The organism is Novosphingobium colocasiae, assembly GCF_014652555.1.
GTDB classification, from domain to species: domain Bacteria; phylum Pseudomonadota; class Alphaproteobacteria; order Sphingomonadales; family Sphingomonadaceae; genus Novosphingobium; species Novosphingobium colocasiae.
Window position 1 is genome coordinate 1 of sequence record NZ_BMZA01000004.1, and the last position, 13,654, is coordinate 13,654.

14 protein-coding genes and 1 pseudogene are annotated in these 13,654 nt (G+C 65.5%); 8 read left to right on the plus strand and 7 right to left on the minus strand.

All coding sequences use genetic code 11. The features are described 5' to 3' along the window. Both IE122_RS07535 and IE122_RS07540 read left to right on the plus strand, forming a co-directional pair. Window positions 1–392, plus strand: a pseudogene (locus IE122_RS07535) (2-oxoacid:ferredoxin oxidoreductase subunit beta); the annotation flags it as partial. Window positions 393–410: 18 nt separating this feature from the next. Next, entirely contained in the window at window positions 411–1,379 is a 969-nt protein-coding gene (locus IE122_RS07540) for a metal-dependent hydrolase (protein WP_189620555.1), read from the plus strand. Here IE122_RS07540 and IE122_RS07545 read toward each other — a convergent pair. Continuing rightward, window positions 1,351–2,076 carry a phosphatase PAP2 family protein gene (locus tag IE122_RS07545; RefSeq protein ID WP_189620556.1) on the minus strand — a complete coding sequence of 242 codons (726 nt, stop codon included), beginning with the start codon at window positions 2,074–2,076 and terminating at the stop codon, window positions 1,351–1,353. The genes IE122_RS07540 and IE122_RS07545 overlap by 29 nt on opposite strands. A 41-nt stretch (window positions 2,077–2,117) precedes the next feature. Here IE122_RS07545 and IE122_RS07550 point away from each other — a divergent pair, with 41 nt between their 5' ends. Further along, window positions 2,118–3,491, plus strand: a complete 1,374-nt coding sequence (locus tag IE122_RS07550; protein ID WP_189620557.1) for a cryptochrome/photolyase family protein — start codon at window positions 2,118–2,120, stop codon at window positions 3,489–3,491. A gap of 49 nt (window positions 3,492–3,540) precedes the next feature. Then, the gene (locus IE122_RS07555; RefSeq protein WP_189620558.1) at window positions 3,541–4,830 is read left to right on the plus strand and encodes an SAM-dependent methyltransferase; all 1,290 of its coding nucleotides are present in this window, start codon (window positions 3,541–3,543) and stop codon (window positions 4,828–4,830) included. 6 nt (window positions 4,831–4,836) lie between these two features. Here IE122_RS07555 and IE122_RS07560 read toward each other — a convergent pair whose 3' ends face one another. The 3 genes from IE122_RS07560 to purF all read right to left on the minus strand — a co-directional run bounded on the left by IE122_RS07560 (window position 4,837) and on the right by purF (window position 7,432). Continuing rightward, entirely contained in the window at window positions 4,837–5,187 is a 351-nt protein-coding gene (locus tag IE122_RS07560) for a PilZ domain-containing protein (RefSeq protein ID WP_189620559.1), read from the minus strand. Between the two features lie 80 nt (window positions 5,188–5,267). Further along, window positions 5,268–5,987 (minus strand): SDR family NAD(P)-dependent oxidoreductase, encoded by a 720-nt coding sequence (locus IE122_RS07565; protein ID WP_189620560.1) that lies wholly within the window; start codon window positions 5,985–5,987, stop codon window positions 5,268–5,270. Beyond that, the gene (gene purF / locus IE122_RS07570) at window positions 5,984–7,432 is read right to left on the minus strand and encodes an amidophosphoribosyltransferase (RefSeq protein ID WP_189620561.1); all 1,449 of its coding nucleotides are present in this window, start codon (window positions 7,430–7,432) and stop codon (window positions 5,984–5,986) included. The genes IE122_RS07565 and purF overlap by 4 nt, the downstream gene beginning before the upstream one ends. Window positions 7,433–7,693: 261 nt before the next feature. Between purF and IE122_RS07575 the strand changes: the two genes are divergently transcribed. The 4 genes from IE122_RS07575 to IE122_RS07590 all read left to right on the plus strand — a co-directional run bounded on the left by IE122_RS07575 (window position 7,694) and on the right by IE122_RS07590 (window position 10,485). Continuing rightward, the gene (locus tag IE122_RS07575) at window positions 7,694–8,935 is read left to right on the plus strand and encodes a lipoprotein-releasing ABC transporter permease subunit (protein ID WP_189620562.1); all 1,242 of its coding nucleotides are present in this window, start codon (window positions 7,694–7,696) and stop codon (window positions 8,933–8,935) included. Window positions 8,936–8,942: 7 nt separating this feature from the next. Continuing rightward, window positions 8,943–9,626 (plus strand): ABC transporter ATP-binding protein, encoded by a 684-nt coding sequence (locus IE122_RS07580; RefSeq protein ID WP_229813885.1) that lies wholly within the window; start codon window positions 8,943–8,945, stop codon window positions 9,624–9,626. A gap of 87 nt (window positions 9,627–9,713) precedes the next feature. Then, entirely contained in the window at window positions 9,714–9,998 is a 285-nt protein-coding gene (locus IE122_RS07585) for a hypothetical protein (RefSeq protein WP_189620564.1), read from the plus strand. Continuing rightward, a complete protein-coding gene (locus IE122_RS07590) occupies window positions 9,991–10,485 on the plus strand; it encodes a glutathione peroxidase (protein WP_189620565.1) in 495 nt (164 codons plus the stop codon). The genes IE122_RS07585 and IE122_RS07590 overlap by 8 nt, the downstream gene beginning before the upstream one ends. A gap of 417 nt (window positions 10,486–10,902) precedes the next feature. Here the strand turns inward: IE122_RS07590 and IE122_RS07595 are convergent, their stop codons facing one another. The 3 genes from IE122_RS07595 to rnc are packed head-to-tail and all read right to left on the minus strand — an operon-like array spanning window position 10,903 to window position 13,654. Next, the gene (locus IE122_RS07595) at window positions 10,903–12,108 is read right to left on the minus strand and encodes an SGNH/GDSL hydrolase family protein (RefSeq protein ID WP_189620566.1); all 1,206 of its coding nucleotides are present in this window, start codon (window positions 12,106–12,108) and stop codon (window positions 10,903–10,905) included. Next, window positions 12,096–12,989, minus strand: coding sequence for a GTPase Era (gene era / locus IE122_RS07600; RefSeq protein WP_189620567.1), 894 nt, complete (start codon window positions 12,987–12,989; stop codon window positions 12,096–12,098). Before era ends, IE122_RS07595 begins: the two co-directional genes overlap by 13 nt. After that, a complete protein-coding gene (rnc, locus tag IE122_RS07605; protein ID WP_189620568.1) occupies window positions 12,986–13,654 on the minus strand; it encodes a ribonuclease III in 669 nt (222 codons plus the stop codon). The genes era and rnc overlap by 4 nt, the downstream gene beginning before the upstream one ends.

Below are 13,654 nucleotides of genomic sequence, written 5' to 3' on the forward strand. Positions count from 1 at the left end.
CCAAGGGGGTGGCATCGGACAACCAGATCTGGTGCAACGACGGCGAACCGCTGCTGTTCGCCAAGGGCACCAAGGGCCTGTCGCTCGATCATGACACGCTGACGCTCAAGGTAGTCGACGTGACCGGGGGGGACTGGAAGGCGGCCGGCGTCGCGGTGCACAACGTGCGCAACCGGGGTCTCGCCCACATGCTGGTGGAAATGCCGTTTGGCCCGTTCCCGATGGCGCTCGGCGTGATCTACGACGATCCGCGCCCCACCTTCGAAAGCCAGGTTGTCGAGGAACGCGCCAAGCTGATCGCCGGCAAGGAGCCGAACCTCACCAAGCTGCTCGCCAAGGGCCAGACCTGGACGGTCACCGAAGCCGAGGCCGCGCACGGCCTGATGGACTGAGAGAGTCGGGTCAGGCTTTTGGATAACCTGACCCACAGCCTCGTCGGCTGGGCGCTGGCCGAGACTGGCCTAAAACGGCTCACGCGCAAAGGTACGGCTGCCTGTATCCTGGCCGCCAACATGCCGGATATCGATGTTTTGTTCGGTGGGGCACCATGGCCGCCGCTGGCGATGCACCGCGGGTTCACCCACGGGCTGGTCGGCGGGGTTCTGTTGATGCCGCCGGTGCTGGCCGGGCTGCTTTGGCTGCTTGATCGCTGGCAGCAGTGGCGTGTCGGTTCATCGTTGCCGCATTGGCCGATGCGGTTCGGATGGCTGATCGCGCTGTGCTATCTGGGTGCCTTGACGCATTCGTTGCTTGATCTCCAGAACGTCTATGCGGTCGAACTGTTCTCTCCGTTAAGCGACCGCTGGTTCCACACCGATGGATTGTTTATCATTTCGCCGTGGCTGTTGGTGATATGTGGCCTTGGCGTTGCCATTGCCCGGCGAAGGTGGAACACAGGCGCGCATTGCGCTGGTCGCCCGGCTCTCGCCGCAATTGCGGCCACCATCGTATTCGTCCTGATAAATATAGGCATCTCCCGACAAGCCTATGCCGCCGTCGAAGCAGATGCCCCGTATGCCAGGCCGGACAGGATTTTCGCATCGCCTGAGCCCATCGCCTTCTGGCGGCGGGATATCGTCTGGCGGCAGCAAGGTGCGATCACGCATGGACGCTATGATCCTTTGCGCCACCCGACGGGGCTTGTGGAATTCTCGGCTGCGCAGCCGGACTACATGAATGATCCACGCGTTCGCCGGGCTGCACAAAGCCTAGACCGCCGATTGCAGTCGTTTCTCGCGTGGTCGCAAATGCCAATGGCGCAAGTCGTGCAGAACGGCGGGGTGGTAAAGGTGACCTTTCGTGACGCACGGTTCGATGCGCCTTCCTTGCGCGATCGGTTCACGGTATCCGTCAGTTATCCGGTGAAAATTCGGCAATAGGAATGTTTTCGGCCGCCGCCTTCGCCGGGCGATACAGCACCGCGCTGGCGAGGAATGCCCAGCCGGTACCGCCCAGCCAGCCGGCGATGACGTCGCTTGGCCAGTGAACGCCGAGCCAGACCCGCGTCCAGGCGATGGCAAGGCTGACGACCAGCGCGGCGCAGATCACCGTGTGGCGCACGGCGGCGCGGCTGCTCAACGCGGCGAAGGCCAGGGCCATGGCGATATAGACCACCGCCGAATTAAAGCTGTGCCCGCTCGGGAAGCTGTTGCCGCCGGCCTCGGTGAGGTGGGGCACGATCTCCGGCCGGGCGCGGCCGACGAGGTGTTTGACGAGCGAGTTGACCAGCCACCCGCTCGCCACCGTCAATGCGAACAGCACCGCCTCGCGCCGCAGCCGCAGGAACAGCAGTGCGGAGATCGCGGCGAGGCCGAACAGGTTGCGCAGCAGCACGCCGCCGAGGCCCGTGACGTCGCGCACGGCCTCGAGCAGCCATTTCGGGCCCGAGGGGGCAAGCGTGGCATCGCGCCAGAACAGCAGTCCAAGCTGATCGATGGTCTCGGCGTGGCCGGTCCGCACTGCCCAGGCAACCAGCGCGAAGCCGGCCCAGCAGGCGAGGCCCAGCGGCAGGGCCTTGCCCGGATCGATGCGAAAGCCGCGGCGCGGCAGGATGACGGTTTCGGAGGCGACGACCATTGCGCTAGGGAACGCCATTCTCGTGGAGTCGTTGCACGCTCATGCCTTCCCCCGTCATCGTCTGGTTTCGCCGCGATCTGCGCCTGTCCGATCAGGCTGCGCTTGCCGAAGCGTCAGCACAAGGCCCGGTGATCCCTGTCTACGTAATGGATGACGAGACGCCAAGGCACCGCAGGATGGGCGGCGCTTCGCGGTGGTGGCTGCACCGTTCGCTGGAAAGCCTTGATGCCGCGCTGCGCGAAAAGGGGTCGCGGCTGATCCTGCGCCGGGGTGTCAGCGCTCAGGTGCTGGCGGAACTGGCCGAAGAAACCGGGGCGCAGGAGGTCCACGCGCTGCACCACTACGAACCCTGGTGGCGCAATGCCGAGAAGGCGCTGGCGGCAAAGCTGACGCTGTGCCTGCACCATGGCAATTACCTGGCCCCGCCCGGATCGGTGACGACGGGTGCCGGCAATCCCTACAAGATCTACACCCCGTTCTGGCGCGCGCTCAACGAACGTATGCCCCCGCCCGAGCCCACGCCGCGCCCGCACACCATCACAGCGCCGGCCCAGTGGCCGCGATCTGATGCGCTGGCGGACTGGAAGCTGCTGCCAAGCCGGCCCGACTGGGCGGGGGGCATGCGCGCGATGTGGCAGCCGGGCGAGGCGGGCGCGGCGAAGTGCTTGCGGGCCTTTGCCGATGCGGCGTCGCGCTATGAAGCGCGCCGCAACCTGCCGTCGGACGATGGGACTTCGTTCCTGTCACCCCATCTCCATTTCGGCGAGATTTCGCCTGCCAGGGTATGGCACGCCGTGGCCGATGCCGGCGGGTCGGTCGGCACATTCCTGGGTGAACTAGGCTGGCGCGACTATGCGCAGAACGTGATCCTCCAGTTTCCCGATTACGGCGGAAAATCGGCCAAGGAGGGGTTTGATGCGTTCGCGTGGCGATCGGGCAAGGCGGCCGCCGCAGACATGGCGGCATGGCAGCAGGGGCGCACCGGCTATCCCATCGTCGATGCCGGGATGCGCCAGCTCTGGCACACCGGGTGGATGCACAACCGGGTGCGGATGATTGCCGCCAGTTTCCTCATCAAGCATCTGCTGATCGACTGGCGCGAGGGCGAGCGGTGGTTCTGGGATACGCTGGTCGATGCCGATTACGCCAGCAACGCGGTGAACTGGCAATGGTCGGCGGGGTCGGGTGTCGATGCGCAGATGTTCGTGCGGATCATGGCTCCGCTGTCGCAATCGGAAAAATTCGATGCGGCCGACTATATCCGCCAGTGGGTCCCCGAACTGGCAGGCCTGTCTGACGCAGATATCCACGATCCGTCGCCGGGTCGCCGGCCCAAGGACTATCCGGTGCCGCTGATCGATCACAAGGCGGCGCGCGAGCGGGCGTTGGCCGCGTGGAGCGATCATCGCGGCTGAGCCGACCGGACGGATTGTCCTGACCCGATTGCCGGACCATATTGGCACGATGACCGCGCAAACTGCCAGGGGCGAGGAATTGACCACAGCGGGCCGAGCCATCGGCATCGGTCCGCAATGGCTGGCGCGCCTGTGGTCGGGCGGAATCGCACGGATACTCGACCGGATCGACGCCGGTCTGGAACGCGGCACCATCGCCGCGACGTTTCCGGACGGAACATCGCGCATTCTGGGTGGGCGGCTGGCGGGCATGTCCTGCGAGGTTCACGTCCGGAACTGGCGTGCGCTGCTTCGTCTGGCGACCGGTGGCTCGGTCGGCTGGTATCAGGCCTGGGCTAACGGCGAATGGGACAGTCCGGACATGGTGCCGCTGTTCGCGCTGTTCATGGACAATGCGCAAGCGCTGGGCGGCACGGCGCGGGCGCACGGGCCGTGGCGGCTGCTGGCGCGGATGCTCCACCGCCTGCACCGCAACACCCGCGAAGGCGCACTGACCAACATTCACGCCCACTACGATCTCGGCAACGATTTCTACGCCGCCTGGCTGGGCGAGACGATGCTCTATTCCAGCGCGCTGTACGAGCGGCTGCCGGAGGGGCCGGATGCGATGGGGCAGTTCTTCTCTCCGCTCGACCGGGCGCAGGCGGCCAAGATCGATGCCATTGTCGAGCGGCTGGACCTTGATGAAGGCGCGCGGGTGCTGGAGATCGGCTGCGGCTGGGGCACGACGGCGGCGTTCCTCGCCAGCAACCGCAATGTTCACGTCGATGCGATCAGCCTTTCGGACGAGCAACTGGCGTTTGCGCGCGATCACTGGAACCTGGAGCAGGGATCGGTAGACTTTCGCAAGCAGGATTACCGCGATGTCGACGGGGCCTATGACGCCATCGTCTCGATCGAGATGGTGGAGGCGGTAGGGCGTGAGTTCTGGCCCGATTACATGGACTGCATCGCCCGCAACCTGAAGCCGGGTGGCCGGGCGGCGATCCAGTATATCGCCCTGCGCGATGATCTGTTCGAAGCCTATGCCCGCAGTGCCGACTTCATCCAGGCATATGTGTTCCCGGGCGGGCTGCTCATCAAGGAAAGCGAGTTCCGCGCGCTGGCCGAGGAGCGGGGTCTGCAGTGGCAGGATCGGCAGGGCTTCGGCCTCGATTACGCCCGGACCTTGCGCGAATGGCGCGAAGCGTTCGACGCGGCGGTGCGGGACGGGCGGCTACCCGCCGGTTTCGATCAGCGCTTCGTGCGCTTCTGGCGCTATTACCTCAGCTATTGCGAGGGTGGGTTCCTGGGGCGCGGCATCGATGTCGCGCAAGTGACGCTGGTGCGGCCCGGATAAAGCGGTTCACCGGCCTGCGGGCATGCCGCCGCGATTCTGCCAGCGTTCCAGCACGCCTTCGAACAGGTCCGGGTCCAGCAGGTCTTCGAACGCGCAACCGACCACGCCGGATTCCCACCACACCACCCGCGCCGCCTGGCTGTCGAGGCCGGGCATGGTGAGCCAGCAACGGGTGCCGGGATGGACGAAGCTGATCGCGGTTGCCGAAAAGCCCGACACCGAAAGGTCGCGCACCACGGTCTGGAATGCGCGGCCGCCCGATGCCCGCAGTGATGCCGGGACCGAAGTGCGGTTGCGATAGCCGCTGCGATCTTCCTGCGCAGCGATCTGGTATCGATCCTGATCCAGCCCGGGCATCGGCGGCATCCTTGGAAGCGACGCGGCCCGAGATGCGGGCCCGCGATTGCCGAAGATGTCACCGGGCGGTTACCCGCGACTTACGCAGGTTGGTTAAAGGAAAGCCGGGTGGGAGAGGGGAATTGTTTACCAAGCAGCGCGATCAGCGCTTCGGCCACGGCCTCGGGCGGCTTCACCGATGCCGGATCTTCGCCGGGATAGGCGCGGGCGCGCATGGCGGTGCGGGTGGCACCGGGATTGTAAAGCGCAACGCGGATTTTGGAGATGTTCGCCACTTCCTGCGCGTAGCAATCGAGCAGCACCTCGAACGCGGCCTTGGTGGCACCATAAGCACCCCAGTAAGCGCGCGGCTTTTCCGCCACCGTCGTCGTCAGCCCGATCACCCGCGCGTCTGCGCTCTTGCGCAGCAGCGGATCGAAGTTGGCGATGAGCGCCTGGGTGGCCAGCAGATTGACCGTCAGCGCCTTGTTGAAGGCCTTCTGGTCGATCTGGGCCACGGCCGTCAGTTCGGGCAGCAGCGCGGCGGCGATGACGAGGATATCGAGCTTGCCCCAGCGTTCCAGCACGGCCGTTGCCAGGCGTGCGATGCCGTCCGGCTCGACCAGATCGACCGGCGCGATCGTGGCGCTGCCGCCGGCCTGGAAGATGTGGTCCTCGACCGCTTCCAGCGCCTTGGTGTCACGCCCGGTCAGGAGAACGTGCGCGCCCTCGGCTGCCACCGCGATCGCGGTGGCCGCGCCGATGCCCTTGCTCGCCCCCGTGACGAGGGCGATCTGGCCTGCAAACTGACCGTCGCTCACGCCGCGTCACGCTCGGCGTTGGCGCGGCCGGAAAAGTCGGTCAGGCGGGTGGGGTATTCGCCGGAGAAGCAGGCGTCGCAGAACTGCGGGCACTTGGCGTTGCGCTTGGGTTCGCCCACGGCGCGGTAAAGCCCGTCGATCGAGACGAAGGCCAGGCTGTCGGCCTTGATGAACCGGGCCATCGCCTCGGTGTCCATGTTGGCGGCCAGCAGTTTGGAGCGTTCGGGGGTATCGACGCCGTAGAAGCAGGAATGCTCGGTCGGCGGGCTGGCGATGCGCATGTGGACTTCGGCCGCCCCGGCATCGCGCATCATCTCGACGATCTTGAGCGAAGTGGTGCCGCGCACGATCGAATCGTCGATCAGGATGATCCGCTTGCCTTCGACGATGGCACGGTTGGCGTTGTGCTTGCGCTTGACGTCGGTGTTGCGGGCCTGTTCGCCGGGCTGGATGAAGGTGCGGCCGACATAGTGCGAGCGGATGATGCCCAGTTCGAACGGTATGCCCGATTCCTGCGCGAAGCCGATCGCGGCCGGCACGCCGCTGTCGGGAACCGGGATCACCAGATCGGCGCTGACGCTCGATTCCTTGGCCAGTTCCTTGCCGATCTGCTTGCGCACTTCATAGACCGAGCGGCCATCCATCACCGAATCGGGACGGCTGAAATAGACGTGCTCGAAGATGCAGGGGCGCGGCGAAGGGTCGCCGAACGGGCGGTGGCTGGAAATCGTGCCCTTGTGATCGACCTGGACCAGTTCGCCCGGTTCGATCGAGCGGATGAATTCGGCCCCGATGACGTCGAAAGCGACGGTTTCGGACGCGAACACCGTGGCATCGCCGATGCGGCCCATCACTAGCGGGCGGATGCCCAGCGGATCGCGGCAGGCGATGATGCCTTCGGCGGTCATGCAGATCAGCGAATAGGCGCCTTCGACCATCCGCAGCGCATCGACGAAACGATCGAGCAGGGTGGGATAGCGGCTGGTCGCGACCAGATGGATGATGACTTCGGTGTCGGAAGTCGACTGGAAGATCGACCCCTTGGACACCAGATCGCGCTTCAGCGTCATCGCGTTCGAGATGTTGCCGTTGTGTGCGATCGAGAACCCGCCGGAAGCAAGGTCAGCGAACAGCGGCTGGACATTGCGCAGGCCCGAGCCACCGGTGGTGGAATACCGCACATGACCGGACGCCATGGAGCCGGGCAGGTTGGCCAGCTCGCGGCCCGAAAAGACCTGCGCGACATGGCCCAGGCCCCGGTGCGAATAGAATTCGCTGCCGTCGAAGCTGGTGATGCCCACCGCCTCCTGGCCGCGATGCTGAAGCGAATGCAGCCCCGCAGCCGCGATGCTCGCGGCGCCGGGAGCGCCGATGACGCCGAAAACGCCGCACTCTTCGTGCAGCTTGTCCCCGTCGGCATCACGGAAGGGGTGTGTCAGGTTCATGGGTGTGTCCGGCCGCCTTGGCGCTTCAAAACGTCCGCGCATTTGGCGTCAGTCGATCCCAAATGCAAGGGAAAGAACGGCCTGGCGGGAATCGGGACGCAGGCGTGCCGGATTTGCTGCAGCCTATATCGGAACCATGACCGCGCGATGACGTTTGTGCTGCGCCCGGACGCGGCTCACCCGCGCCGCTTGCCAGTCTCCCGCGTGCCGCCTAAGTGCGGGCCTTGTCATTCATCCCCTCGCATCGACGGACCACGCCGCTTGCTGCTCTCACCCTTCGAATGGACTATCGCCAAGCGCTACATGCTTCCCGGCAAGGGGGAGCGATTCATCGCTCTCGTTGCCGGTATCAGCCTGTTCGCGGTCATGCTGGGGGTCGCCGCGCTGGTGATCGTGATGAGCGTGATGAACGGATTTCGCGCCGAACTGTTCGAGAAGATCGTCGGGCTTAACGGCCACGCGATCATCCAGGCCTACGGTGGCCGGCTCGACGATTGGCGCGAAGTGCTGAAAGAAGTGAAGGCGACGCCCGGCGTCACCCGCGCGTCGCCGCTGATCGAGCAGCCGCTGCTGGCAAGCTTCAACGGCCGTGTCGAAGCGATTCTGGTGCGCGGCAACACGCCCGAAGACCTCGGCCGGTTGCAGGACAAGGTCCAGGCGGGGAGCCTGGCCGACCTCAAACCCGGTGCCGATAGCGTGGCGATCGGATCGCAACTGGCGCAGAACCTCGGCGCGCAAGTGGGCGACATGATCACCGTCATCAATCCGCAAGGCCGCGCGACGCCGTTCGGGACCGTGCCCCGACAAGTTGCTTACCGGGTGGCCACCATCTTCGAGATCGGTGTCTACGATTACGATCAGGCCTTCGTGGTGATGCCGATGCAGGATGCCCAGACGCTGCTGCTGACCGGCGACACCATCGGCATGATCGAGGTGACGACGACCGATCCCGATCAGGTCGGGCCGATCCTCGCCCCGCTGACCCGCAAGCTGGCCGGCCGCGCGGCAGTGTCCGACTGGAAGAAGATGAACGCATCGCTGTTCGAGGCGCTGGCCGTGGAACGGGTGGCGATGTTCGTCGTCCTTTCGATCATCGTGCTGGTGGCGGTGTTCAACATCCTCAGTTCCCTGATCATGCTGGTGCGCGCCAAGACCCGCGACATCGCGATCCTGCGCACCATGGGCGCGACCCGCCGTTCACTGTTGAAGATATTCGTCACCACCGGTTTCTGCATCGGCATGCTGGGCACGCTGGCGGGGTTGGTGCTGGGCTTCGTGTTCCTCTATTTCCGCCAGCCGATCGTCCGGCTGGTAGAGATCGTCACCGGCCAGAACCTGTGGGACCCTTCAATCCGTTTCCTCACCGAACTGCCGGCGCGGGCCGATCCGGTCGAAATCTCGGTCATCTGCGTCATGGCCTTGCTGTTCAGCTTCCTCGCCACGCTCTATCCCGCGTTGAAGGCGGCGAGTACCGATCCCGTACAGGTGCTGCGCTATGAATGAGGAAACGATGACAGCGGGCAGCCCCGTCGTCCGCCTTGCCGGCGTGACCCGCAGCTTCGCCCAAGGGGGGGTGACGATCGATGTGTTGCGCGGTGTCAACCTGTCGGTGCGGCCGGGCGAGATCGTTGCGCTGTTGGGGCCTTCGGGCTCGGGCAAATCGACGTTGCTGCAGGCGATCGGCCTGCTTGAAGGCGGGTTTGGCGGCAGGATCGAGATTGCCGGTATAGACGCCAGCAAGCTGGGCAAGGACATGCGCGCGGCGGTGCGGCGCGATCACATCGGCTTCGTCTATCAGTTCCACCACCTGCTGCCCGATTTCAACGCGATCGAGAACGTGGTGCTGCCCCAATTGGTCGCCGACACGCCGCGCGGCGATGCCGAGGTGCGGGCCACCGAACTGCTGACAGCGCTGGGTCTTGGCCAACGGCTCGATCACCGGCCCAGCCAGCTTTCCGGCGGCGAGCAGCAGCGCGTGGCGGTGGCGCGGGCGCTGGCCAACCGGCCCCGGCTGGTGCTGGCTGACGAGCCGACCGGCAACCTTGATGAAGCGACGGCGGACAAGGTGTTTCAGCAGTTCCTTGCGCTGGTGCGCGGAGAGGGCAGCGCCGCGCTGGTCGCCACGCACAATGAACGGCTGGCGGCCGCGATGGACCGCGTGGTCCGCCTGCACGACGGTATTCTGGAAGAGTGACTTTTTTGCTTTTGGTGCGTTGAACCAGGGCTTTCCCAGCGCCAGATTGTGGAAAGGCACGCAAGACCAGAAGAAAGGAAGGCCGCGATGACCGATACTCCTGGGACGGTTCAGGGCGAAACAGGCAAGCCGGCGGGGTTCGGATGGGGCGATGCCGCCGAACTGCACAAATGCGCCGACGGCGGCGGACTGTTCCATCGTTTCAAGACCATCCGTCGCGGCAGCTTCGCCGAACTGATCCGGTTCGTGATGGACCTGCCCGAAGATCACCAGGACGAATACGCGATCCAGAAAGAAGGCGATCGCCTGTTCAAAGCCGGCGAGATTCGTACCCTGTCCAGACGGCCCGATTTCCCCGCCCCGCATGGCTGATCGCCGCACGATCGCCGATTTCTCGGCCGATCTGCCCCAAGGCGGATCGGCCAGCCTGGCGGATCGGCTGGGCAAGGTGGTGCTGGTGGTCAATACCGCCAGCCAGTGCGGCTTCACCCCGCAATATGCCGGCCTCGAAACGCTGTGGCGCAAGTTCGGGCCGCAGTGTTTCGAAGTGCTGGCATTCCCGTGCAACCAGTTCGGCGCGCAGGAACCCGGCAGTGCGGAGGAGATCGCGCAGTTCTGCGCGGTGAACTTCGGCCTCTCGTTCCCGCTCATGGCCAAGGTGGACGTCAACGGCCCTGACGCCGCTCCGCTGTTCAGGTGGCTGAAGCAGGCTGCCCCGGGGCTGCTCGGCACCCGGGCGATCAAGTGGAACTTCACCAAGTTCCTGATCGACCGCAGCGGCCACCCCGTGCGCCGCTATGGCCCGACCACCAAGCCCGAAGCGCTGGAAAAGGACATCGCGCGGTTGCTGGCGGGATGAATTTTGCGGGGCTTCCGGTGCTGTGGCGCAGGAAGCCGTCACCGCCTTATCATCACCAACTTCTACCAAGTCTCGATAACTTTGACTCATGTTGCTCTCTCCCCTTCAGGGGAGAGATACGCAGGCTTGGCGGCTTGCCGCCTAGCCGGAGTAGAGAGGGGCGAAGCGGCACCATCCCCCTCTCCCAACCCTCTCCCCTGAAGGGGCTACCGCATGCACACATCGTGTTTTGGCTCATTTTAGGATGCTGAATGGAATCCGGAGACGGCCAAATGGATTCGATTTAGAATCCCAGCCGCCACTTTCGCGCAATTTTCGAAAGCGAAATTGGCTCGAACCGCGATGTGTGCATGCGGTAGCCTGAAGGGGAGAGGGCTATGAGTTCGGATCAACGAGCCATCTTTCTATTTCAATTGGTTATCTGTTTTTCGGGGCGGGCACGGCCGATGCTGTGCCTGCCGCTGACACCGGTGCCGAACCGAAGCCGGGGGCCGGCGATGTCGGTGCGGGGGTTGGCTGGGCAATTTGCGCGGGCGCGGGTTCGAAACGGGGGTCGAAGATGCGCCGGGCCGGAGACGTGAGCCAGTAGGCGATGCCGTCCGCCGTGGCTTTCATCCCCGCGGCGTTGAGGTGCCAGCCGATCCCGTCAGTAGCCTGCTGCCCGAATTTGGACCCGTTCATCCACGGCACCTTGTCGCACGGGGTGTGCGTGGCCGAGGCCTCGTTCATCTGCACCACCTGCGCCCCTTCGGCGGCGGCGGTGCGCAGGATGGTCTCGCTCAGCCGCGCGGCGATTGTGCGCAGGACATCGGCATCCTCCGGGCTCATCGCCACGGCGGCGCACATGCGATCGGCAGTCGGTATCAAGGTCAGGTACTGGACGAACATGACCCGCGCCGATGGCGCACGGCGGTGGATTTCGCGCACGATCTGGCGCAGCCGGTCCTCGTTGGCGGCATAGTCCGCCTCGCTGGGGATGAACAGGGCTGGGCAAACCCGGGCCTTGTCGCCCGGCAGCGCCGGCGATGCGGTGGCGACCTGGGCGCGGCACGAGGCGGCGAAGGCGTTGCCGACATAGTTGAGATCGTTGCCGCCGATGGTCAGCGTGACCAGCCGGGTATCGGGAGTCACCGCTTCGATCTGCGGCGGGATCTCGCCCCAGGAGTTCAGGATGTTGGTGGTCTGCGCCCCCGAACAGGAACGGTCGATCAGCACCAGGCTCAGCCGTTCGGCAAGCAGGGTGGGGTAGTTCGCCATGCTCTGCCCGCAGCGCGCCGGGGCACCCGGCGCGGGAGGCTTGCCGGGGGCGAGGCCCGGGCCGGCAGCGAACGAACTGCCCAGCGCGACATAGCGGCCGCCGAACAGCGCATCCTCGGCCTGGCGCACCACGGCCTTGTCCTTGCGCTTCCAGATGACCGGTGCCTTGCGCTTCTTTTCCTTGCCCGAAGCTTGGGCAAGGGGCGTGGCTGCGACCACCGGCTTGGGTGCCGGCTTCGTTGCGTGCTGGGGATTTTCCGTCGCCACCGCGCCCGCGCCGACCCAGGCCCCGACACCCGCCAGGACCGCCGCCGCCGCGACACCGGCCAGCGCGCTTAACCCCAGACGCCCCGTCACTTTACCCATTCCAGCCCGATCTCCTCATAGATGTCGCGTGCTTCCGCCCAGTTTTCCTCGACCTTGACGTGGAGGAACAGGTGGACTTTCTGGCCCAGAACGGCCGCCAGTTCCGTGCGCGCGGCCTCGCCGATGGCGCGGATCTTGGCACCGCGCTTGCCCAGCACGATCGCCTTCTGGCTATCGCGGGCGACGACGATCTGCTGGCGCACCTCGACCGAGCCGTCCTTGCGCTCGACATAGGCTTCGGGCCGGACCGCGCTGTCATAGGGCAGTTCATCATGCAGCAGGCGGTAGATCTGTTCGCGGGTGATCTCGCAGGCCAGCAACCGCTGCGAAGCGTCGGACACCTGATCCTCGGGATAGTGCCACGGGCTTTCGGGCATCAGGCCCGCAAGATGCCCCTTGAGCTGCGCCACGCCGTCGCCGGTGAGCGCGGAAACGAAGAACACTTCGGCGAAATCGACGGCGGTGGTCAGTTCCTGCGCCAGTTCGAGGAGCTTCTCCTTGACCGAGGCATCGACCTTGTTGAGCACCAGCAGCTTGCGCTCGCGCCGCCCCTTGAGGCTTTCCAGCAGCGGCTCCAGTTCGTGGCGGCGCAGTTTGACCGCATCGACCACCAGCAGCACCGCATCGGCTTCCTGCGCGCCTTCCCACGCGGCGGCGACCATTGCCCGGTCAAGCCGGCGGCGCGGTTCGAAAATGCCGGGAGTATCGGCGAGGATGATCTGCGTGTCATCGTGAAGGGCAATACCCAGCAGCCGCGCGCGGGTGGTCTGCGCCTTGGCCGAGGTGATCGCCACTTTCTGGCCGACCAGCGCATTGACCAGCGTGGATTTGCCGGCGTTGGGCGCGCCGATGACGGCGACCAGACCGCAATGTTGCGTCACGCGAATTTCCTCATGAATTCCTCCGCCGCCTGGGTTTCGGCGTCCTGCTTGGAACCGGCGGTGGCTTGCGCCGCGCCGATGTTGTGAATGGCCACTTCAACCGTGAATACCAGGGCGTGATCGGGGCCGGAGCGGTCGAGCAGGCGATATTCGGGCATACGGCGGCGATTGCCTGCGGCCCATTCCTGCAGCGCGGACTTTGGATGCTTGCGCTTGCCGGTCTTGCCTTCCATCGCCTCCTGCCACAACCGGCGGACCATCTGCCGCGCCGCGTCCATGCCGTGTTCCAGGAAGCATGCGCCGATCAGCGCCTCCATGATGTCGCCCAGGATATTGTCGCTCTCCTGGCCGCCATCGTCGCGCGCCTGCTTGCCTAGCCGCATGCGCGGGCCCAGCCCGATGGCGCGGGCGATCTGGGCGCAACTTGCGCGGCTGACGAGCGCGTTGAGCCGTTGCGACAGCCGGCCCTCGGCTTCGGGGCTGGTCTGGTAGAGCCATTCGGCGATGGTCAGGCCCAGCACCCGGTCGCCCAGAAATTCCAGCCTCTCGTAAGTTTCCTTGTCGCCGGTGCTGCCGTGGGTGAGCGCGGCGGTCCAGAGCCGGTCATCGCCCGGCGCAGCGCCCGTGGTCTGTTCGATGAATGTGCGGGTTTCCGTATCGAGCAA

Bases quoted from the DNA above. Each gene is read 5' to 3' on its own strand.
- IE122_RS07560 (WP_189620559.1), bottom strand. From the start codon at position 5,187: ATGCCCGGGCTGGATCAGGATCGATACCAGATCGCTGCGCAGGAAGAT.
- IE122_RS07585 (WP_189620564.1), top strand. From the start codon at position 9,714: ATGACCGATACTCCTGGGACGGTTCAGGGCGAAACAGGCAAGCCGGCG.
- IE122_RS07550 (WP_189620557.1), top strand. From the start codon at position 2,118: ATGCCTTCCCCCGTCATCGTCTGGTTTCGCCGCGATCTGCGCCTGTCC.
- IE122_RS07545 (WP_189620556.1), bottom strand. From the start codon at position 2,076: ATGGTCGTCGCCTCCGAAACCGTCATCCTGCCGCGCCGCGGCTTTCGC.
- IE122_RS07580 (WP_229813885.1), top strand. From the start codon at position 8,943: ATGACAGCGGGCAGCCCCGTCGTCCGCCTTGCCGGCGTGACCCGCAGC.
- IE122_RS07590 (WP_189620565.1), top strand. From the start codon at position 9,991: ATGGCTGATCGCCGCACGATCGCCGATTTCTCGGCCGATCTGCCCCAA.
- purF (WP_189620561.1), bottom strand. From the start codon at position 7,432: ATGAACCTGACACACCCCTTCCGTGATGCCGACGGGGACAAGCTGCAC.
- IE122_RS07595 (WP_189620566.1), bottom strand. From the start codon at position 12,108: ATGGGTAAAGTGACGGGGCGTCTGGGGTTAAGCGCGCTGGCCGGTGTC.
- IE122_RS07555 (WP_189620558.1), top strand. From the start codon at position 3,541: ATGACCGCGCAAACTGCCAGGGGCGAGGAATTGACCACAGCGGGCCGA.